Source organism: Chryseobacterium sp. C3 (assembly GCF_014218905.1).
GTDB classification, from domain to species: domain Bacteria; phylum Bacteroidota; class Bacteroidia; order Flavobacteriales; family Weeksellaceae; genus Chryseobacterium; species Chryseobacterium mucoviscidosis.
This window is the reverse complement of the sequence record NZ_JACLCU010000001.1, coordinates 426,549-446,929: the sequence shown is the minus strand read 5'-3', so window position 1 is coordinate 446,929 and position 20,381 is coordinate 426,549. Positions and strand designations below refer to the sequence as shown.

The window sequence follows — 20,381 nt, the reverse complement described above, 5'->3', positions numbered from 1 at the left end:
AAAAAGAAAAAACAACCATACAATGGCAGAAATAAATCCGGCAGAAGTATCTGCGATCTTAAAACAGCAATTGGCCAACTTCGATACTCAATCAAATGTTGAGGAAGTAGGTACAGTTTTAACCATCGGTGATGGTATTGCTCGTGTATACGGGTTAGAAAACGTACAATACGGAGAGTTGGTGAAATTTTCTAGTGATGTAGAAGGTATTGTACTAAACCTTGAAGAAGACAACGTAGGTGTTGCGCTACTTGGTGAAAGTAAATTAGTAAAAGAAGGAGATACAGTAAGAAGAACAAACAGAATCTCTTCTATTAAAGTAGGAGAAGGGATGTTAGGAAGAGTAGTAGATACTCTTGGTAACCCTATCGATGGTAAAGGTCCTATTACTGGGGATTTATACGAAATGCCATTGGAAAGAAAAGCTCCCGGAGTTATTTACAGACAACCGGTAACTGAACCTTTACAGTCAGGTATCGTTGCAATCGACTCTATGATCCCTGTAGGAAGAGGACAGAGAGAGCTTATCATCGGTGACAGACAGACAGGTAAAACTACTGTTGCGATCGATACGATCATCAACCAAAAAGAATTCTTTGATGCAGGTAACCCTGTATATTGTATATATGTTGCTATCGGACAAAAAGCGTCTACTGTAGCACAAATCGTTAAAACACTTTCAGATAAAGGAGCTTTGGCATATACGGTAATCGTTGCGGCTAACGCATCGGATCCGGTTCCTATGCAGGTATACTCTGCAATGGCAGGAGCGGCGATCGGTGAGTTCTTCAGAGACACCGGAAGACCGGCTTTGATCGTTTATGATGATTTATCTAAACAGGCAGTTGCTTACCGTGAGCTTTCTCTACTTTTAAGAAGACCACCGGGTCGTGAGGCATATCCTGGAGACGTTTTCTATCTTCACTCAAGATTATTGGAAAGAGCTGCGAAAGTAATCGCGGATGACAATATCGCAAGACAGATGAACGATTTACCTGAGTCTTTAAGACCAATCGTAAAAGGAGGAGGTTCATTAACGGCACTTCCAATCATTGAAACTCAGGCGGGTGACGTTTCTGCGTATATTCCTACCAACGTAATCTCTATTACAGACGGACAGATCTTCTTGGAGTCTGATCTATTCAACTCAGGGGTTCGTCCTGCGATTAACGTAGGTATCTCTGTATCCAGAGTAGGAGGTAACGCTCAGATCAAATCAATGAAAAAAGTTTCTGGTACGCTTAAATTAGACCAGGCTCAGTATAAAGAATTAGAAGCGTTTGCTAAGTTCGGTTCAGACCTTGATACTGCTACATTAGCGGTAATCTCTAAAGGAGAAAGAAACGTAGAAATCCTTAAGCAGCCGGTAAACTCTCCACTTCCGGTAGACAGTCAGGTTGCAATGATCTACGCAGGAACTGAGAACTTATTGAGAAACGTTCCTATCAGAAAAGTAAAAGAATTCCAGATAGAATACATCGAATTCCTAAGATCTAAGCATCCGGATACAATGGCTGCCATTAAAGCAGGAAAAATTGATGATTCAATTACAAGTGTTCTTAAGCAGGCTGCTAACGATCTAGCTGCAAAATATAACTAAAAATTAGTTGATGGTTTTTGGTTGATAGTTGACAGAATTTTCTAAAACTAGCAACCAACAACCGACAACCAACAACTAACCCAATATGGCAAACTTAAAAGAAATACGAGGCAGAATTACGTCAATTTCATCTACGATGCAAATTACCCGTGCTATGAAAATGGTTTCCGCTGCGAAGCTTAAAAAAGCACAGGATGCAATCGTAATGTTAAGACCTTATTCTGAGAAATTACAGGAACTTATCCAAAATGTAAATTCAAGTTCAGATCCTGATCAGATTTCTGTTTACGCTCAGAAAAGAGAAGTAAAAAGAATACTTTTCATCGCTATTACTTCAAACAGAGGTCTTGCCGGAGCTTTTAACTCTTCCATCGTTAAGGAACTGAATGCACAGTTTCAAAACAAATCTCAATACGATTTGGAAGTTCTTTCTGTTGGTAAAAAAGCTTTTGATGCTGTAAGAAGAACGCGTACGGTGTATGCAAACGAAAGTGCTGTGTATGATAACCTGAACTTCGATGCGGTAGCTCACATTGCAGAAGCAGTAATGGGCAGCTTCAAAGAAGGTAAATTTGATGAAGTTTATTTAATTTATAATAAATTCGTTAATGCAGCGACTCAGGAAGTAACTACAGAACAGCTTCTTCCGATCTCAATGCCTGAAAATACAGAATCTCAGGTAGAAACAGATTATATCTTTGAGCCAAACAGAGAAGAAATCTTAGATAACCTTATTCCTAAGTCAATCAAGACTCAGGTTTTCAAAGCGATCCTGGATTCAGTAGCTTCTGAACACGGAGCGAGAATGACGGCGATGCACAAAGCAACAGACAACGCTCAGGCTTTGAAGAACGATTTGGTCATCTTCTACAACAAAGCAAGACAGGCTGCCATTACAAACGAAATCTTAGAGATCGTTTCCGGAGCAGAAGCCTTGAAAAATTCGTAAAGAATTATTTTAACACAATATTAAAGCATCGTAAATCACGATGCTTTTTTTGTTATTTTTATTTTGTATATATTTGTAGAACTAAATTTATATAATTTCTAAATGGACTCGGACATAGTCAGGCTTTTGCTGGCCTTATTACTTGTTTTACTTAATGGCTTTTTTGTAGCCGCAGAATTTTCAATTGTTAAAGTTCGTTATTCCCAAATTCAGATAAAAGCCGCAGAGGGGAACTCCATGGCAAAGCAGGCAGAGCATATCATCAAGCATCTTGATGAATATCTTTCGGCTACACAGCTTGGTATTACGTTGGCTTCCCTGGCTTTAGGTTGGGTAGGAGAAAGCGCATTGCACCATATTGTAGAAAATATTTTCCATTCTCTTAGTATTGATCTTAGTCAGGCAACCATCACTTCAATTTCAGTAATTACAAGTTTTGTGCTCATTACGATCATGCATATTGTTTTCGGAGAGCTTATTCCGAAATCCATTGCCATCAGAAAATCAGAATCTACTACGATGGCGACTGCAATTCCGTTAAGAGTTTTTTATACGGTTTTCAAGCCTTTTATCTGGTTGATGAATTTAATGTCTAATACATTTTTAAGATTGGTAAAAATTCATCCGGCTTCAGAACATGAGATCCACTCTACCGAAGAGCTTCAGCTTTTGGTAAAACAATCTGCCGACAGTGGAGAAATTGAAGAGGAAAATTATGAGATCATTAAAAATGCATTTGATTTTACAGATCATTCTGCAAAACAGATCATGGTTCCGCGTCAGAATATTACATCGATAGATTTTAAGGAAGATGTCAATGAAATTATTAACACGATCATGGATAGCGGTTATTCCCGTATTCCGGTGTATGTAGATTCTATTGATAATGTAATTGGTATCCTGTATACAAAAGAAATCATCAGAGAATTCGTTAAAAGAAAAGGAGAGCTGAATCATGATGATCTGAAAGAATTGATGCGTGACGCATTTTTCGTGGTGGGAAGTAAAAAGATTTCAGACCTATTGAAAATTTTTCAGCAGAAAAAACAGCATTTGGCAATTGTTATTGATGAATTCGGAGGGACAGAAGGAATTATTACCCTTGAAGATATTTTAGAGGAATTGGTAGGAGAAATTCAGGATGAAGAAGATGATGAAGAGAAAATTGTAGATAAAATCGGGGAGAATACTTATTGGGTTCAGGCAACACAGCCTTTGGATGAAATTAATGAATTTATTCCTAAAAAATTACCGCTTTCGGAAGAGAGTGAGTACAATACACTCGCAGGTTTTATTCTTCATGCTTTAGAAGATATTCCGGAAGAAAATCAGGAATTTGATCTGGAAAATTATCATTTCAAGATTCTTAAAATGAACAATAAAAGTGTGGAGCTTGTAGAGTTGGTATATGAAGAACCCAACAGCATTAGTGATCTTGCCGAAAAAATAGGAGAAGTTTAATCTATTGTAAACAATTTAAACATGATTTTTTATAACAGTATAAAAGATTACGAAGATCCGAAACGTCAGTACGAAGAAGAAGTTCTCGTATTGGATGAGACCGATGAAGTCTATAAATTGGTTTTGCATAACGATGACGTTCATACATTTGATTATGTTATTGATTGTCTGATCGAGATTTGCAAACACACCTTAGAGCAAGCCGAGCAATGTACAATTCTTGTTCATTTTAAAGGCAAATGTACTGTAAAAACAGGATCAATGGAACTTTTGAAGCCCATGCACGAAAAATTGCTTTCAAGAGAATTAACCAGCGAAATCGTATAAAATGATCAGCTCTGACTATTGACGGAGCTTTTTTACATCTAATTTTAATTTTTTTTAATATTTTTTTAAGAATTTATTCATGTTTTTGTGAATATTTGTTATCTTGCTAATTAAATCATAAAAACATTACATGAAACTAAAAATTAATTCATTGGTTCTTGGCTGCATTTTATCTTGTTCAGCGTTAATGGGTCAGGAATCATCTTTGGAATCATCCGCCAGAAAGTGGATTACGGAAAATTCTAACAGTCTTGGAGTTCAGAATTTCAGCCAGTTTAAATTAAACTTTGTAAGAAAAAGCAGTTCGGGAGAAACACTGCGTTTTCAACAACTGATGAAAGAAATTCCGGTCTTTCAGTCCGAACTTGTTGTACATTTCAATAAAAACGGAGGAATATCCTATACTTCTGCAGAAAGTTTTAAAAAAGATATTAAAGAAATTAATGTAATTCCATCTTTTGCCTCATCAGATGCACTTGCAAAGGCTCATCAGGCTTCCCATACGAAAGGAGGAATTACCCACGAAGAGACAAAACTTTATGTATACCTTACAGATTCCGGAGATACGAAATTAGTCTATCGTGTTCTCACGAGTTCTTTCGAAAATCCGGGAAGCTGGGAAACAATTATAGATGCACAGACTGGAGAAGTCATAAGTGTGAAAGATGTGGCATATTACTATAAAGAAAAAGAAAAAAATCCTGAAAAGAAATCCAATAAAAAGAATACTAAAGCTAAAAAAGTTTTGGTTTCCGGAACTGGTTATATTTTCAATCCGGATCCGCTTTCTAAAATGCAGGTTGCCTATGCAGGACAATATGTAGATAATAACGACGCAACAAATGCAAGTCTGGATGCTGCCAGAACTTTAGTTACAATCCCTGAATTGGATTTAACAGCGGGAGTTTATAAGTTAAAAGGTTCTTATGCAGAAATAAAAGATCTCGAAACGCCGTCGACGGGACTTTTTACACAGTCAACCAATCAGTTTTTATTTAACAGAAACGATCAGGGATTTGAAGCGGTCAATGCTTATTGGCATATTGATAACAGCCTGCGTTATATTAACCAGACATTGAATATTGATTGTAAACCCTTAACAAACGCAGGAATTTTATGGTTTGATCCCCATGGTTTAGATGGAGATGATAATTCTTATTACAGCAACGGACAGCTTGTTTTTGGAGAAGGCGGAGTAGACGATGCTGAAGATGCAGATGTTGTTTTGCACGAATTGGGACACGGCATTCACGACTGGCTTACGAATGGAAGCTTATCTCAGGTTCAGGGATTAAGCGAAGGCTGTGGAGACTATTGGGCGCAATCCTACAGCAGAAGTCTCAATCAGTGGCCTTCATCTTCCGCTGCGTACAACTGGATGTTCAGTTGGGACGGGCATAACGAATATTGGTCAGGAAGAATTACCAATTACACAGTATTATATCCCGGTTCCGGATCAATTCATACAAGAGGGCAGATTTGGGCATCCGCTCTTATGAGAATCTATGATAAAATAGGGAAAGCAAAGACAGACAGAGCATTTCTGGAAGGAATAAGCATGACCAATTCAAGCACGAACCAGCAAAGTGCTGCAATTGCCGTAAGACAGGCTGCAATCGATATGCTGGGAACCTTTGGGTTTACCTGTGCGGATATTGTTCAGATGACGCAGGAATTTAACGCTGCAGGGTATGTTTTGCCGGCTTACACATGCCTTTTGGCAGTAGATGAAGCAGAGAAAAAGAATAGTATTGCCATATATCCGAATCCTGTTTCAGATATTTTAACGGTTTCAATGAAAATTAATAAAGACGAGAAGGCAGAAATCTATAATATGGAAGGCAGAAAAGTAATGGAAACTACGATTGGCAAAGGAAAAAATACAATCAATGTTTCACATTTACAGATTGGAGACTATCTTTTGAGAATAAAAGGCTTGGAAGTCTCAACAAAGTTCATCAAAAAATAGAATTTCCGTAAAGAATATAAAATCCGATGTTTTGCATGGGATTTTTTTTGATTAAAATTCATCTTTCATTATTTTATTTGCATTCAAGTAAAATAGTATATTTGTAAAAACTATAAAGAAACAAAAATAATGCTTGTAATAGGAATTGCAGGAGGTACAGGCTCCGGCAAAACTACGGTTGTTGATAAGATCATTCAGCAGCTTGACATCGAAGGAATGAACATCCTTTCACAGGATAACTATTATCATGATAATCATAATCTTACATTGGCAGAAAGAGAAGCCTTAAATTATGACCATCCCAAATCCATCGATTTTGATCTTCTGATAAAACATGTAAAAGCTTTAAAAAATAACGAATCCATTGAGCAGCCTATTTACAGCTTTGTAACGCATGGAAGAACAGGAGATCACGTTACCGTAGAACCTAAAAATGTATTGGTAGTAGAAGGAATTCTCGTTCTTACCAACAAGGAATTATTGAAGGAATTTGATCTGAAAGTTTTTGTACACGCAGATTCAGACGAAAGACTGATCAGGAGGATACGAAGAGATACACAGGAAAGAGGAAGAGACCTTAATGAAGTACTGCACCGTTATCAGACCACATTAAAGCCGATGCATCAGGAATTTATTGAACCTTCCAAAAATGAAGCGGATCTTATCATCCCGAATATGAGACAGAATTCCGTTGCGATAGATTTTTTAACCACCGTTATTAAAAACTCGTTGAGAAAACACTAGAAATGAAAGAAAATAAGCTTATTAAAGACATTCAGCCCAAGTCTGAAACATTCAAACTTATTCAGAAATATTTTTTGAATAAATATACCATTACAATCTGTCTGTTTCTGGTATGGATGATTTTCTTTGATAAAACTTCCTTTCTTGTCATCAATGAACTGAACGGCGAAATCAGCAAATACGAAGAACAGCTTCAATACTATAAAACCGAATACGAAAAGAACGATGCGTTTTATAAAAAGCTGATGAACAACAAATCTGAAAAAGAAAAATACGCAAGAGAAAACTACTTCATGAAAAAACCGGATGAAGAAATTTTTATTCTGGTAGTTGACAGTGCAAACGCGAAAAAATAATTTTTTTTAATGAATTGTCAATAATGAATTTTGCTTCGCAAGTAAATTTTAAAATGATTGTTCGTCATTTATCATCATGGAAAAAACTTTGCGTTAGGATTATAATCAAGTGAAAATTGATGAATAAAAGCGGATTGACTATTGACCATTCACAAATTCATACAAAAACTATGTCAAATACAGCCTGGGAAAATTTAGTAAAACAACAGCTTAAAACAGACGATATTTATACAATCCTTACCAAAGAAAATCTGGAAGGAATTGTGGTAAAACCTTTCTACGACGCTGTGCAGAAACCATTGGTAAATCTGCCGAAAATTGAAGAAAGCACCCATTTGGTAGCAAAATATCATGAAAGTTTAGAAGAAGACGTTTTTGCATTTATTTTAGACCAAAATGTAGAAAATCTCGAGCAGAAAACCATTTTCGTGAATAATGCGGAACTCGCAGGTCACATCAGTCCGAAAGAAGAAGACCAATACTTTTCACTTATTGATGTTTTTGATGAAAAACAAGCTGTAATTAATGACCAGTTGGTAAAAGAACTACTCGCAAAACAATTCAGAAGACATATTTGTGTAGATATTTCCCTTCATCAGAATACCGGAGCCGCTATTTTTCAGCAGTTGGGAATTGCTTTGGCAAAAACAAAAGAACTTGTAGAAATCTACGGTTCAGAAATTGTAAACAAACTCATCTTCAGAATAGCAGTCGGTGGAAACTACTTCTTCGAAATGGCAAAACTGAGAGCCTTTAAAATAGTTTTCAATCAATTGTCAAAAGAATACGATCTGGACGAAATTCCCTACATTTTTGCAGAAACTTCCCTGAGAAATAAAGCAGTTTCCGATAATGAAAATAACCTGATCCGCTCTACTTTAGAGCTTGCAGCAGCTATGATCGGTGGAGCAGATGCGGTTTTCAGCAATAATTATCTGGTAGAAAAAAGCACGGAAAATTCAGAAGAAATTTCTTTCAAACAGCAGATTGTTCTTGCGTATGAAAGCATTATCAATGTTTTTGAAGATGCATCAAACGGAAGTTATTATGTAGAAGATATTACACGGCAGATTGCGGAAAAATCTTGGGCATTTTTTGTGGAAGTAGAGGAGAACGGAGGCTATCTCGAACTTTTGAAGCAGGGAACTATTCAGAAAAAAATCTACGATCACGCCATTGAAGAGCAGAAGTGGGTGGAAGAAGGAAAAATAAAGCTGATCGGCGTTAATTTATACCCGAAATTAGACGTTAAAAAGTCTATTGAGGAATTATACAGCGAAAAAGAAATTAAAGCCGTTCGCTGGGCGGAAATGTTTGAATAATTTTTGAAAATATCATGAAAAGATAGATCCATTATCACCAGATACAATGCTGTTCAAAAAAGAATCTGATTTGTAACTTAGTATGAAAGAAAAATTAGTTGATTTATTCGAATATACTTATCATTTCAACAAAGAAATGATTAAAATTATTTCTGAAAATCTTGAAAAGGTTGATGAAAAAGCAATCAGTCTTATCAATCATACTTTAAATGCCCAACAAATTTGGAATTCCCGGATTTTAAATGAAAAATCTTTTGAGGTTTGGCAAATTAATCCTTTTGAAAATTTAGACGGAATTAATCAGCAAAACTTTAATAAAAGCCTTGAAATTGTTCAGAAATTTGATCCGGATCAAAAAATTGAATATCAGAATTCAAGAGGAATAAAATTTGAAAACACAGTTTTCGAAATGCTTTTTCAGGCAATTAATCATTCCACTTATCACAGAGGACAAATCAATTCGTTATTGAAACAAAGCGGAATTACTCCTATTTTAGCGGATTACATTTTTTATAAAAGATAAAAAACTTTGAAAAAAGAAATTTTATATCAGGAAATTCAGCAATTTATCAATGCAAATCTAAACGCAGATTTGCATTCTTTGTTATTAAAAAAATCCCCTTTTCCGGAAGTTTCCATACAGGAAATTGTTCAGCAGATCAAAGGAAAGCAGGTTGCACAGAAGAAATTTCCGTTTCTGCTGAAAGAAGGAATTATTTTTCCGCCACAACTGAATTTAGAGCAGTCTTCCTCCGAAAAAACAGCATTGTATAAATCTGAGATCTTAAAAGGTAAAAAGTTTATCGATTTAACCAGCGGTTTTGGAATTGATGCCTATTATTTATCAGAAAATTTCGAAGAAATAACTTTGGTGGAACAAAATGCTGAGCTTTTGGCAATTGTTGAACACAATTGGAACGTTTTAGGCAGGAAAGCAAAATTTATCAGCCAGAAGCTGGAAGACTTTTTACATGAAAATACAGAAACTTTCGATGTAATCTATCTCGATCCTGCGCGAAGAGACCACAATAAAAATAAAGTTTTTTTACTCGAAGATCTTTCGCCTGATATTATTGAAATTCAGGAAAAACTACTTTATATCTCCAATGAGGTCGTGATAAAACTTTCACCCTTAATTGATCTGAAATATCTAATGTCTGTTTTACCAAACCTTTTCAGGATCGATATTATCGCCTTAAAAAACGATGTTAAAGAAGTCGTTGTATTTCTGTCAAACCAAAATTCAGACAAAATCATCTGTCATTGTGTAAACCTCGAAAGTCATGAAGCAGATTTCAGCTTTGATTTTGGCAGTGAAGAAAATGCAGCAGCAGAATTTGGTGAACCTGAAAAATACATCTACATTCCCAATAATTCGGTTTTAAAAGCCGGAGTTTTTAATGTAATCTCAGAAAAATTCAAATTAAAAAAATTACATCCCAATACACATCTTTACACGTCAAATCAAAAGATAACTGATTTTCCCGGAAGGATTTTGGAAATGGAAATTATTGAGGCTAAACAGATTGTAAAGAAAAGTCAGTTCAATATTATTTCCAAAAATTATCCGTTAAAACCTGAGGAAATAAAAAAGAAATACAGTTTAAAAGACGGTGGAGAAAATTATCTTATTTTTACACAATCCAAAAAAGGAAAAATTATACTAAAATCAGTATAAAAATGTTGCCGAAAAAAATAGGAATCCTTAATTTTGGACAATTAAAAATTAATAAGAATCGTGTTTGTTAATCTATGCAAAATGATTCTGCTGATCTTAAAAAAATAAATTTTACATATGAAAAAATTAGTTATATGTTTAGCTCTTGCTACTGTTGCTGTAAGCTGTAAGAAAATTCAGGCCGGAGGGAACAAAAATACCTTGAAACTTGAAGAAGGAGCAGAAAGATATTCAGACGATCCTCAAGGTGAAGGTCATGGTCACGAAGCTGCCACAATGCATACAGAAGAGGCAACTGCAGAAAAGCACGAAGCCGAAGCTCCAAAAACAGACAGTACAGCAACTGCAAAACCTGCCGAAGCTAAAGAAGCTCCAAAAGCTGAACACTAATTAAAAGTACAATATAAAATCTCCCGCAGCAATGTGGGAGATTTTTTTAGGAGCTGTTTCGCGCTTTCCGCACTCGCTATTTTCTGGTTTTCGGCGCGGCGAAGCCGCGCCGAAAACCAGAAAATGAGCTCAGACAAATGCTGCAATCACGGCTGTCAGTCAATTTTAGGGATAAAATACCATTCAGATTAAGATTTTTCGACAACACACTTCAGACCTGAGGAAAATTATACGTTTTTGTTTGTTCCTGAAAAGCAAATTTTTTATTTTTAGCAAAATAATATTTTACAATGCAAGAGACATTAAATTACATCAGCGAAAACAAACAGCGTTTCGTGGATGAATTATTTGAATTATTGAGAATTCCTTCCATTTCTGCAGATCCTGCGTATAAAAATGACGTTTTAAAATGTGCGGAAGTCGTGGCAGAACATCTTAAAAATGCGGGAGCAGATAACGTGGAGGTTTGCCAGACCAAAGGATATCCTATCGTTTACGGAGAAAAAATTTTAAATACAGATTTACCGACGGTTTTAGTATATGGACATTATGATGTTCAGCCTGCAGATCCGTTGGAACTATGGACAAAACCGCCATTCGAGCCGTATATCGAAAAAACAGAACTTCATCCGGAAGGAGCCATCTTTGCAAGAGGTTCGGCAGACGACAAAGGCCAGTTCTTTATGCATCTTAAAGCTTTTGAAGCCATGATGAAAACCAATGCGCTTCCTTGTAATGTTAAATTTATTTTAGAAGGAGAAGAAGAAGTAGGTTCGGTAAGTTTAGGAGACTGGGTGAATGAAAACAAAGAAAAACTTTCTTGTGACTGTATTTTAATTTCAGATACCCATATTTACAGCAACGAGCAGCCTACGGTAACAACAGGTTTAAGAGGATTAAGCTACGTGGAAGTAGAAGTGGAAGGTCCGAATAGAGACCTGCATTCCGGGCTTTATGGAGGAGCAGTTCCAAATCCGATCCACGTACTGTCTAGAATGATTGCAAATCTGATTGATGAAGACGGACATATTACCATCGATGGATTCTATGATAATGTGGAAACCGTTTCAGATTCAGACAGAGCAGATATGAACAAGCTGAAAGATAATCCTGAAGAATTCAAAAAATCTATCGGATTAAACGGTGTGGAAGGAGAAAAAGGATATACTACTTTAGAAAGAACATCTATCCGTCCTACATTAGATTGCAACGGAATCTGGGGAGGTTATATCGGAGAAGGAGCAAAAACAGTAATTCCTTCAAAAGCTTTTGCCAAGATCTCAATGCGTCTGGTTCCTTATCAGACTCCGGAAGAAATCACCGAAAAATTCACAAAATATTTTGAAAAAATTGCTCCTCAAAATGTAAAAGTAAAAGTAACGCCGCATCATGGAGGAATGCCTTATGTTTTACCAACCGATACCAAAGAATTTTTGGCAGCAAAACAGGCAATGGAATCTGCCTTCGGAAAAGAAGTACTTCCATACAGAGGAGGAGGCAGTATCCCGATTACCGCTATGTTTGAGCAGGTTTTGGGAGCAAAATCCGTTTTAATGGGCTTCGGATTAGATTCTGATGCCATCCATTCTCCAAACGAACATTACGGATTATTCAATTTTTATAAAGGAATTGAAAGTATTCCGTTATTTTTCGAGAATTATTCCAAGTAAATTTTAACAATCAATAAATGAGTCCCTTAGATTTTTTTCTAAGGGATTTTTTTTTATATTTAGCATGCTAATAAATTAATTGAAATCTAATTTTTTACTTCCGGAATACTTTCTATTCCGGCTTTGGATGTGGGGCAATACCGTACTTATAATATTAATGCTTCAGGAAATTCTGTAGCTTATAACTGGGCAATTGATAATTTTAATTTATCTTATTCCAACAATACAATTCTTGCGACTAGAGAAGAAGTTTCTAAAGCAAAAGAAGATATCTTCATCTATCCTAATCCTGCAAAAGATATTGTAACGATTGAAGGTAAAAATAAAATACTTTCAGTATACGTTTATGATCTCTCCGGAAAAAGAATCGATCTTTCTTTAACGGGTAATAAAGTAAATATTTCCGGCTTGGCAACGGGAAATTATGTATTGGGAATTAAAACAGATCAAGGTTTAATTACTAAAAAACTGATTAAAGAATAGAAAAGAAATTGTTTATATTAAAAACGGCTGCATTATCATAAATGCAGCCGTTTTAGTTAAAATAATACATTAAAAATGTGGTATCAGTGTTATGTTTTAAATATAATTGTTTTATTTTCAAAATATTATTAATATATTTATAAAACTAAATTTTAATGATATGAGAAAAATTTTACTACTCGGCTCAATTCTGAGCCTGGTCTCAATGAATGCGCAGACCAACATTTACAGCTATGGTTTTGATACCGCTTTCACAAATTGGACAACCTCTAATCAGAGCAGTCCGGTAACCACTTCGGTCTGGACAAAAGCAAACTATGCGACCCCTCTTACAAATCCTCTGTTCGGGAGCGGCAATACCACTACTGTTCCTGTAGGACAGGCAGGAGGTGCCAATTCCTTTGCGTTGGTAAATTACACAAGTACATCAGGAGCGGGGACAATCAGCAACTGGTTATTTACAAATGCGATAGACGTAAAAGATGGAGATATTGTGAGCTTTTATTCCAGAAAGGGAACAGACGGGACGATAGATTATCCCGATCGTCTGGAGCTGAGATACGCATTGGCAGCCGGTGCGGTTCTTCCTACAACAGGAGCTTCCGCGGTCGGATCTTTTACCAACTTAGGAGTATCTGTGAATCCAAATCTGGCTTCAGGTTTTGTTTATCCTAAAACATGGACCAAATACAGCTTTACCGTTACAGGAGTAGGTGCAAATCCGGTTCCGGTAAGATTTGCCTTTAGATATTACGTTACAGACGGAGGACCAAGCGGAAGCAATTCGGATCTTATAGGAATCGATACTTTTTCTATTGACAGACCTACATTATCTACCAATGATGTTGCCTTAAATGAAAAAAGCATATCTGTATATCCAAACCCTACAACAGATTACATATCCATCAAATCAGCAGACAAATTCAGCAATATCGAAGTTTTTGACATTGCAGGTAAAAAAGTTGAGGTAAAAGTGGAAGGAGATAAGATAAATGTAAAACATCTCAATTCCGGATCATACATCATCAGCATGGAATCCAAAGGAAATAAAATTTCCCAGAAATTCATCAAAAAATAAATAAATTCTATATTATTTTCAAAGCGCTTCTACTCGGAGCGCTTTTTTATTTGATCTAATAAACTGACAAATGTTAGGCAATAAAAATTACTTTATTTAAAGCATTTTTGTTATTTTTAAGAACTTAAATTCGCAATAATATGATCAAAGATAAAGTAGCATACATCACAGGTGGAACAAAGGGAATTGGTTTCGGAATTGCCAGAATTTTACTTGAAAACGGAGTTTCAGTTGCATTTTCGGGAAGAAAAAAAGAAGATGTGGAAAAAGCTGAACAGGATTTAAAGCAGATTTCTGAAAACGTTCTGGGAATTGTATCGGATGTAAAAGTTCTTGAAAACGAAGAAAAAGCGGTACAACAGACAAAAGAGAAATTTGGCAGACTCGATTTTGTGATTGCAAATGCCGGTTTGGGAATTTTTAAGCCTGTGGATGAGCTTTCTGCTGAGGAATGGAATGATATGATTGAAACAAATCTGACAGGTGTTTTCTACACATTAAAAGCTTCCGTGGAAGAACTGAAAAAAACAGAAGGATATTACATCACCGTTTCAAGTCTGGCGGGAGCGAATTTCTTCGAAAACGGAACGGGCTACAATGCCTCAAAATTTGGCGTAGTAGGTTTCACACAGGCTGCAATGATCGATTTAAGAAAATACAACATCAAATCTACGGTAATTATGCCGGGTTCTGTAGCCACGCATTTCAACGGAAATACTCCTTCGGAAAAAGACGCATGGAAGATCCAGCCCGAAGATATGGGGAATCTGGTTTTGGATATTTTAAAAATGAACCCGAGAGTTTTACCGAGTAAGATCGAATTTCGGGCAACAAAACCCGCTAAATAATGACTTTAATGCATTGAATAGTAAAATAATAAGTACTATGCATGCATAATATATTTTTTATTTATATTAGCGAAACATAATTTAACTGAAATTTAAAGAAACTTTAAATTTTATTGAAGCATATAAAATAGTACACATGGAACCGAAAAGTTTCATCTGACCATTAAAACAATAAGAACAACATATGAAAATATTAGTTTGTATAAGTAGTGTTCCGGATACTACTTCCAAAATTAACTTTACAGCGGATAAATCTGCATTCGACAAAAACGGAATTCAGTGGGTAATTAATCCTCTTGACGAATTTGCGTTAACAAAAGCAATAAAATTACAGGAATCTCAGGGGGCAACAGTAACGGTAATCAACGTAGGAGATGTTTCTACAGAGCCTGTTGTAAGAAAAGCTTTGGCAATCGGGGCAAACGATGCCGTAAGAGTAAATCTTGATCCTAAAGACAGTTTCTCTACAGCTAAAGAGATTGCTGCCGTTGCACAAAACGGGGGATACGATTTAATCCTTTGCGGTAAAGAATCGATCGATTATAACGGAGGTTCTGTTCCGGGAATGGTAGCTCAGTTATTGAACCAGCCTTTCGTAAACGCATCTGTAGGACTTGACGTAAACGGAAGCGAAGCTACTGCAGTAAGAGAAATTGAAGGAGGTAAAGAAACCATTTCTGTAAAATTGCCGGCTGTAATCGCGGGTCAGAAAGGATTGGTGGACGAAAAAGACTTAATTATTCCGAACATGAGAGGAATTATGTCTGCAAGAACAAAACCTTTGCAGGTAGTGGAACCTACTTCTTCTGAGGTGAAAGTTCAGGGAGTTTCTTATGACAGCGTTCCGCCAAGAGCTGCTGTAAAACTGGTTTCTCCTGATAATCTGGATGAATTGGTAAGATTACTTCACGAAGAAGCGAAAGTTATCTAATATTGAGGCTAAGACTGAGTTTTAGATTTAAATTCTAAATCTTAGCCTAAACCTAAACCTTTAATTTTTTAAAATTCAAAAAATGGCAGTATTCGTATACGCAGAAAATATAAACGGAGTTTACAAAAAAGCGGCTTTTGAAGCAGTTTCTTATGCTAAAGCTGTTGCAGATCAGGCAGGAGATACCGTAACGGCAATCTCTGTAAACCCTACAGATTCTTCAGATCTATTATATAAATATGGAGCATCAAACGTAATCAACATCAAAGACGAAGGTCTTAAAAGTTTCTCCGCTAAAGCTTACGCTCAGGCGGTAAGTGAAGTGGCAAACGGAAATATCATCGTTTTCCCTCATACAACAGATGCTTCTTCCATTGCCCCGATGTTGGCAGTAATGAACGGACATTCTTTAATCACTAATGTACTGGAAGCTCCTGAAAGTCTTTCTCCGTTTCAGGTGAAAAGAAGAGCTTTTTCAGGAAAAGGATTTATGCATGCAAAAGCAGAAGGAAACGGAGTTATTGTAACGGTTTCTCAAAACGCTTTCGGAGTGAAGGAAAATGCAGTTTCAGGTTCAGAAGAAGTAAAAAATCTGTCTGTTGCAAATGAAGATACCAAAGTAATCTCTCACGAGCAGAGTTCAGGAAAATTAGATCTTAAAGAAGCGGAAGTCGTTGTTTCAGCAGGAAGAGGAATGAAAGGTCCTGAAAACTGGGGAATGGTAGAAGATCTTGCAAACGTTTTGGGTGCAGCTACAGCTTGTTCCAAGCCGGTTTCAGACATCGGATGGAGACCTCACTCAGAACACGTAGGACAAACAGGTAAAGCAATCTCTCCAAATCTTTATATTGCCATCGGTATTTCCGGAGCAATTCAGCATTTGGCGGGAGTAAACTCTTCTAAAACAATCGTTGCAATCAACAGCGATCCTGAAGCACCATTCTTCAAATCAGCAGATTATGGGGTAGTAGGAGACGCTTTCCAGATTATCCCTGCATTAACAGAAAAAATTAAAGCTCTTAAAGGATAAAAAATAGTGAATTGATAATTGTCAATTATTTCAGATATAAATTTTTAATGGATATCTCGAAAAATTCACTTACAAAGTAAAATTGGCAATGTCATTAATTCACAATTCGCATATAAAAGCCCATTTCGGGCTTTTATTTTTGTCTAAAAAGTAAAAAAAACTTTGAAAAATTAATCTATATTTGTAGCTATGGATTATAAACAGTTAATTATACGCGGGATATCGTACAGCCAGACACAATCCGGGGCGTACGCACTATTATTGGAACATGAGGAAACACATATTAAATTACCTGTTGTTATAGGGAATTTTGAGGCACAATCCATTTCTTTGGGGCTTGAGAAAGACATTCATCCCCCTCGTCCTCTTACACACGATTTATTTACAAAATTTATACATTCTGCAAATTACGAACTTGTATCCGTTATCATCTATCAGATTGTAGACGGCGTTTTCTTCTCAAATATCAACTTTAAAAATAAGGCAACCGACGAAGAGCTTATCTTAGATGCAAGAACTTCCGATGCGGTAGCAATGGCAGTGCGTTTTGATGCGCCTATTTTTACCACACAACAGGTGCTGAACGAAGCAGGAATTCTTCTGGAACTGGAAGATGTATCCAAAGAAGAGCAGTCATTTTCCGAAACCGTTCAGGCAGAAGATAATCTGAAATCCATTTCAATGGAAGAATTGCAGAAGTTATTGGATGAAGCGGTGAAAGAAGAAGATTACGATACTGCTCTTGAAATTCAGGAAGAAATCAGGAGGAGAAAGAAAAAAATTGACTAAAAGAGATTATTTATACTGACTTATGAACTTAAAATTACGACTGACCATCTTAAGTTTTCTGCAGTTCTTCGTTTGGGGAGCTTGGCTGATTACGATGGCTAATTTTTGGTTCGGTACAAAACATTGGGACGGAGCGCAGTTTGGTGCTGTTTTCGGAACCATGGGAATTGCTTCCATTTTTATGCCGACCATCACCGGAATCATTGCCGACCGTTGGGTAAACGCAGAAAGGATTTTTTCAGCGTTACACATTTTATACGGTATTGTGCTTTTCATTCTGCCTCACTCGGCGGATCCCGGTTCTTTCTTCACGGTAATGCTTGTTGCCATGTGCTTTTATATGCCTACAATTGCATTAGCCAATTCAATATCTTATACTATTCTTAAAAATAGTGAGTTGGATGTGGTAAAAGATTTTCCTCCTATCCGTGTTTGGGGAACTATTGGTTTTATTGTAGCCATGTGGATTACCAATCTTACAGGAAACAAAGCTACGGAAGGACAGTTTTATATTGCAGGAGCCGTTGCTGTATTCTTAGGAATTTACGCTTTAACATTACCAAAATGTCCTCCACAAAAATTAATAGACAAAGAAGCACCATTGTCGGAGCAATTAGGCTTAAATGCTTTTAAACTGTTCAAAGATTACAAGACAGCTTTGTTTTTCTTATTTTCCATGCTTTTGGGCGCGGCTTTACAGCTTACTAATGCTTACGGAGACGTATTCCTGAGTGAATTTGAACATTTTCCGAAATATGCAGACTCTTTCGTTGTGAAAAGATCTACCATTATTATGTCCATTTCTCAAGTTTCTGAAACTTTGTTTATTTTGGCGATTCCTTTCTTTTTAAAGCGATACGGAATTAAAAAAGTAATGTTGATTTCAATGTTTGCCTGGGTTTTAAGATTTGGTTTCTTTGCGTATGGAGTTCCGGAAGGATATGGTTTAGGTTTAATCATTCTTTCCTGCGTGGTGTACGGAATGGCCTTCGATTTCTTTAATATTTCAGGATCACTTTTTGTGGAAACCACCACCGATAAAAAGATCCGTTCTTCGGCTCAGGGATTATTCATGATGATGACGAATGGTTTCGGAGCTGTTTTCGGAAGTTATGCTGCAGGCTGGGCAATTGATAAATTCTTCACCCACAAATTTACTACAGCTTCTTCACTGGCAAATTATCTTGAAACAACACCGGACAACCAGACTTTTTTAGGAATTCTGCAAAAGAGTTTCAATTCTGCGGTAAATCCGGACGGAACGTTATCTTCTATTGTAATGGTAAAAGACTGGCATAATATCTGGCTTTCTTTCGCAGTCTATGCGTTGGTTTTAGCTCTTTTATTTGCTGTTCTGTTCAGACACAAGCATACCCCTATTCAGACATCAGATATCAAACATTAATTTTATCGTATTGATAACGAGTATATTAAATTGCACTTTCAAAAAAAGTGCAATTTTTTTTGATATTCAGGCAACCCTTTCAAAAATATCTCGTCTTATAAACAGAAACTAATTAATGAAGAATTTAGAAGAGAATTTTAAACTGGCAAAAAAGCAGGATCGGAGAGGGCAGAAAGCTCTGTACGAAATGTTTTCGGCGAAAATGCTTGCCATAGCAAATTCTTATGTGAATAACCTTCATGATGCGGAAGATATTTTAATGAATTCTTTTTTCACTTGTTTTTCTAAAATAGAGGAATGCAGAGAATGGAAAAGCTTTCAGTTCTGGCTGAGGAAAATCGTAGTGAATAACTCGATTAATTTTATCAGGAAAAACAGAAATATCCTTTACACGGATGTTGAGATCAGCGAAATCGGAAATGTTGAGGAAGACTGGGAAGAAGAGATGGAGGAGCTTAATATGGAGGAAATTTTTTCAAAAATGCCCGATGGATACCGATTGATTTTCAATCTCTATGTTTTTGAAGAAAAAAAGCATCATGAAATAGCAGAAATACTGAATATTTCTGAAGGCACCAGCAAAAGCCAGCTGAGCAAATCTAAAAAATGGATTGCAGATTTTTTAAAACAGAAGCAAAATGAAAAACAATACGTTAAATAATTTAAAATCCGAGTACGAGAAGCTTGAAATAAAGCCTTCCGCCGATCTTTGGGACAGATTGGATCAGAAGCTGGATGAAAATCCTGAAAATGCTTCAAAACAGTCTTCCGGATGGTGGAAATATGCAGCCATTATCTTGTTGATGGTTTCTGTAGGAACAATTATTTATTTTAAAAACAAAAATAACTTTGACCATCAAAAAACCGACTATATTGTAAAACAGCGTCTTGAAAATGCGGTAAATCCCATAAATCCGGAATTTGAAAAACAATCTGTCGCTTCTGAGGAACAAAAAAACAATCAGGAAAATACGGTAAAAGCTGTTTTAAAAAATCCAGAAACGAATTCGGCTGAGGTTTTAAATTCAAAAAAAGAAGTCAAAATTCAAAAAATTTCGAGTCCTGTAATTGAAGAAATTGCAGTTACGCAACAGAGAACTATCGACATTAACCCCGACAAAATTAAAAGCGAAAATATAATTTTTCCCGCGATCGCCGATGTAAAGAAAACAAAATCAGGCTATATTAATGCTGATGAACTGCTTATGGGAAGAGAATTTGATAAAACCAGAGAAGAAGCGAAAAAAGATGATCGCAAATTCGGAGTTTTTAATATCAATAAAGTCTTTCAGAAAGTGGATAATGTAACAGTTCTTGGCGTAACGGTCTACAAAGACACAAAATAGATTCT

The 20,381-nt window shown here is 36.2% G+C and carries 21 protein-coding genes; all 21 read left to right on the top strand.

Annotation, left to right across the window (positions count from 1 at the left end):
* The first annotated feature begins 22 nt into the window (after positions 1-22).
* The 21 genes from atpA to H6W53_RS01930 all read left to right on the top strand — a co-directional run bounded on the left by atpA (position 23) and on the right by H6W53_RS01930 (position 20,376).
* Positions 23-1,600: a F0F1 ATP synthase subunit alpha gene (gene atpA / locus H6W53_RS02030; protein ID WP_185204664.1), complete on the top strand. Its 1,578-nt coding sequence runs from the start codon at positions 23-25 to the stop codon at positions 1,598-1,600.
* 85 nt (positions 1,601-1,685) lie between these two features.
* Entirely contained in the window at positions 1,686-2,549 is an 864-nt protein-coding gene (atpG, locus tag H6W53_RS02025; RefSeq protein ID WP_185204663.1) for an ATP synthase F1 subunit gamma, read from the top strand.
* A gap of 102 nt (positions 2,550-2,651) precedes the next feature.
* Positions 2,652-4,010 carry a hemolysin family protein gene (locus H6W53_RS02020; RefSeq protein ID WP_076390065.1) on the top strand — a complete coding sequence of 453 codons (1,359 nt, stop codon included), beginning with the start codon at positions 2,652-2,654 and terminating at the stop codon, positions 4,008-4,010.
* Between the two features lie 21 nt (positions 4,011-4,031).
* Complete coding sequence (locus H6W53_RS02015; protein WP_185204662.1) at positions 4,032-4,337, top strand: ATP-dependent Clp protease adaptor ClpS; 306 nt, start codon at positions 4,032-4,034, stop codon at positions 4,335-4,337.
* Between the two features lie 130 nt (positions 4,338-4,467).
* Positions 4,468-6,306 carry a T9SS type A sorting domain-containing protein gene (locus H6W53_RS02010; RefSeq protein ID WP_185204661.1) on the top strand — a complete coding sequence of 613 codons (1,839 nt, stop codon included), beginning with the start codon at positions 4,468-4,470 and terminating at the stop codon, positions 6,304-6,306.
* 129 nt (positions 6,307-6,435) lie between these two features.
* On the top strand, positions 6,436-7,050 hold the full coding sequence (gene udk / locus H6W53_RS02005) for a uridine kinase (RefSeq protein ID WP_076390068.1): 615 nt from the start codon (positions 6,436-6,438) through the stop codon (positions 7,048-7,050).
* A 2-nt stretch (positions 7,051-7,052) separates the two neighbouring features.
* Complete coding sequence (locus H6W53_RS02000) at positions 7,053-7,406, top strand: FtsB family cell division protein (protein WP_076390069.1); 354 nt, start codon at positions 7,053-7,055, stop codon at positions 7,404-7,406.
* Between the two features lie 170 nt (positions 7,407-7,576).
* Positions 7,577-8,728: a methylmalonyl-CoA mutase family protein gene (locus tag H6W53_RS01995; RefSeq protein ID WP_185204660.1), complete on the top strand. Its 1,152-nt coding sequence runs from the start codon at positions 7,577-7,579 to the stop codon at positions 8,726-8,728.
* Between the two features lie 82 nt (positions 8,729-8,810).
* On the top strand, positions 8,811-9,251 hold the full coding sequence (locus H6W53_RS01990) for a DinB family protein (RefSeq protein ID WP_185204659.1): 441 nt from the start codon (positions 8,811-8,813) through the stop codon (positions 9,249-9,251).
* Between the two features lie 6 nt (positions 9,252-9,257).
* Positions 9,258-10,406: a THUMP-like domain-containing protein gene (locus H6W53_RS01985; RefSeq protein WP_185204658.1), complete on the top strand. Its 1,149-nt coding sequence runs from the start codon at positions 9,258-9,260 to the stop codon at positions 10,404-10,406.
* A gap of 117 nt (positions 10,407-10,523) precedes the next feature.
* Positions 10,524-10,796, top strand: a complete 273-nt coding sequence (locus H6W53_RS01980) for a hypothetical protein (RefSeq protein ID WP_108410379.1) — start codon at positions 10,524-10,526, stop codon at positions 10,794-10,796.
* 290 nt (positions 10,797-11,086) lie between these two features.
* Positions 11,087-12,466 (top strand): dipeptidase, encoded by a 1,380-nt coding sequence (locus tag H6W53_RS01975; protein WP_185204657.1) that lies wholly within the window; start codon positions 11,087-11,089, stop codon positions 12,464-12,466.
* 129 nt (positions 12,467-12,595) lie between these two features.
* Positions 12,596-12,949 (top strand): T9SS type A sorting domain-containing protein, encoded by a 354-nt coding sequence (locus H6W53_RS01970; RefSeq protein WP_185204656.1) that lies wholly within the window; start codon positions 12,596-12,598, stop codon positions 12,947-12,949.
* Positions 12,950-13,109: 160 nt separating this feature from the next.
* Positions 13,110-14,027, top strand: coding sequence for a T9SS-dependent choice-of-anchor J family protein (locus H6W53_RS01965; protein ID WP_185204655.1), 918 nt, complete (start codon positions 13,110-13,112; stop codon positions 14,025-14,027).
* A gap of 140 nt (positions 14,028-14,167) precedes the next feature.
* Positions 14,168-14,875, top strand: a complete 708-nt coding sequence (locus H6W53_RS01960; RefSeq protein WP_185204654.1) for an SDR family oxidoreductase — start codon at positions 14,168-14,170, stop codon at positions 14,873-14,875.
* A gap of 184 nt (positions 14,876-15,059) precedes the next feature.
* Positions 15,060-15,806, top strand: a complete 747-nt coding sequence (locus tag H6W53_RS01955; RefSeq protein WP_116099204.1) for an electron transfer flavoprotein subunit beta/FixA family protein — start codon at positions 15,060-15,062, stop codon at positions 15,804-15,806.
* A gap of 82 nt (positions 15,807-15,888) precedes the next feature.
* Positions 15,889-16,836, top strand: coding sequence for an electron transfer flavoprotein subunit alpha/FixB family protein (locus tag H6W53_RS01950; protein WP_185204653.1), 948 nt, complete (start codon positions 15,889-15,891; stop codon positions 16,834-16,836).
* Positions 16,837-17,025: 189 nt separating this feature from the next.
* Positions 17,026-17,625 carry a bifunctional nuclease family protein gene (locus H6W53_RS01945; RefSeq protein WP_087710346.1) on the top strand — a complete coding sequence of 200 codons (600 nt, stop codon included), beginning with the start codon at positions 17,026-17,028 and terminating at the stop codon, positions 17,623-17,625.
* Between the two features lie 22 nt (positions 17,626-17,647).
* Positions 17,648-19,030: a nucleoside permease gene (locus H6W53_RS01940; protein ID WP_185204652.1), complete on the top strand. Its 1,383-nt coding sequence runs from the start codon at positions 17,648-17,650 to the stop codon at positions 19,028-19,030.
* A gap of 115 nt (positions 19,031-19,145) precedes the next feature.
* The gene (locus H6W53_RS01935; protein WP_185204651.1) at positions 19,146-19,691 is read left to right on the top strand and encodes an RNA polymerase sigma factor; all 546 of its coding nucleotides are present in this window, start codon (positions 19,146-19,148) and stop codon (positions 19,689-19,691) included.
* On the top strand, positions 19,669-20,376 hold the full coding sequence (locus H6W53_RS01930) for a hypothetical protein (RefSeq protein WP_185204650.1): 708 nt from the start codon (positions 19,669-19,671) through the stop codon (positions 20,374-20,376). The genes H6W53_RS01935 and H6W53_RS01930 overlap by 23 nt, the downstream gene beginning before the upstream one ends.
* The last annotated feature ends 5 nt before the right edge of the window (positions 20,377-20,381 follow it).

What these genes read in the sequence shown, in the direction of transcription:
- atpG (WP_185204663.1), top strand. Translation starts at nt 1,686, where the DNA reads ATGGCAAACTTAAAAGAAATACGAGGCAGAATTACGTCAATTTCATCT.
- H6W53_RS02010 (WP_185204661.1), top strand. Translation starts at nt 4,468, where the DNA reads ATGAAACTAAAAATTAATTCATTGGTTCTTGGCTGCATTTTATCTTGT.
- H6W53_RS02000 (WP_076390069.1), top strand. Translation starts at nt 7,053, where the DNA reads ATGAAAGAAAATAAGCTTATTAAAGACATTCAGCCCAAGTCTGAAACA.
- H6W53_RS01995 (WP_185204660.1), top strand. Translation starts at nt 7,577, where the DNA reads ATGTCAAATACAGCCTGGGAAAATTTAGTAAAACAACAGCTTAAAACA.
- H6W53_RS01940 (WP_185204652.1), top strand. Translation starts at nt 17,648, where the DNA reads ATGAACTTAAAATTACGACTGACCATCTTAAGTTTTCTGCAGTTCTTC.
- H6W53_RS01965 (WP_185204655.1), top strand. Translation starts at nt 13,110, where the DNA reads ATGAGAAAAATTTTACTACTCGGCTCAATTCTGAGCCTGGTCTCAATG.
- H6W53_RS02015 (WP_185204662.1), top strand. Translation starts at nt 4,032, where the DNA reads ATGATTTTTTATAACAGTATAAAAGATTACGAAGATCCGAAACGTCAG.
- H6W53_RS01980 (WP_108410379.1), top strand. Translation starts at nt 10,524, where the DNA reads ATGAAAAAATTAGTTATATGTTTAGCTCTTGCTACTGTTGCTGTAAGC.
- udk (WP_076390068.1), top strand. Translation starts at nt 6,436, where the DNA reads ATGCTTGTAATAGGAATTGCAGGAGGTACAGGCTCCGGCAAAACTACG.
- H6W53_RS02020 (WP_076390065.1), top strand. Translation starts at nt 2,652, where the DNA reads ATGGACTCGGACATAGTCAGGCTTTTGCTGGCCTTATTACTTGTTTTA.
- H6W53_RS01975 (WP_185204657.1), top strand. Translation starts at nt 11,087, where the DNA reads ATGCAAGAGACATTAAATTACATCAGCGAAAACAAACAGCGTTTCGTG.
- H6W53_RS01935 (WP_185204651.1), top strand. Translation starts at nt 19,146, where the DNA reads ATGAAGAATTTAGAAGAGAATTTTAAACTGGCAAAAAAGCAGGATCGG.
- H6W53_RS01990 (WP_185204659.1), top strand. Translation starts at nt 8,811, where the DNA reads ATGAAAGAAAAATTAGTTGATTTATTCGAATATACTTATCATTTCAAC.
- H6W53_RS01945 (WP_087710346.1), top strand. Translation starts at nt 17,026, where the DNA reads ATGGATTATAAACAGTTAATTATACGCGGGATATCGTACAGCCAGACA.
- atpA (WP_185204664.1), top strand. Translation starts at nt 23, where the DNA reads ATGGCAGAAATAAATCCGGCAGAAGTATCTGCGATCTTAAAACAGCAA.
- H6W53_RS01960 (WP_185204654.1), top strand. Translation starts at nt 14,168, where the DNA reads ATGATCAAAGATAAAGTAGCATACATCACAGGTGGAACAAAGGGAATT.
- H6W53_RS01930 (WP_185204650.1), top strand. Translation starts at nt 19,669, where the DNA reads ATGAAAAACAATACGTTAAATAATTTAAAATCCGAGTACGAGAAGCTT.
- H6W53_RS01950 (WP_185204653.1), top strand. Translation starts at nt 15,889, where the DNA reads ATGGCAGTATTCGTATACGCAGAAAATATAAACGGAGTTTACAAAAAA.
- H6W53_RS01955 (WP_116099204.1), top strand. Translation starts at nt 15,060, where the DNA reads ATGAAAATATTAGTTTGTATAAGTAGTGTTCCGGATACTACTTCCAAA.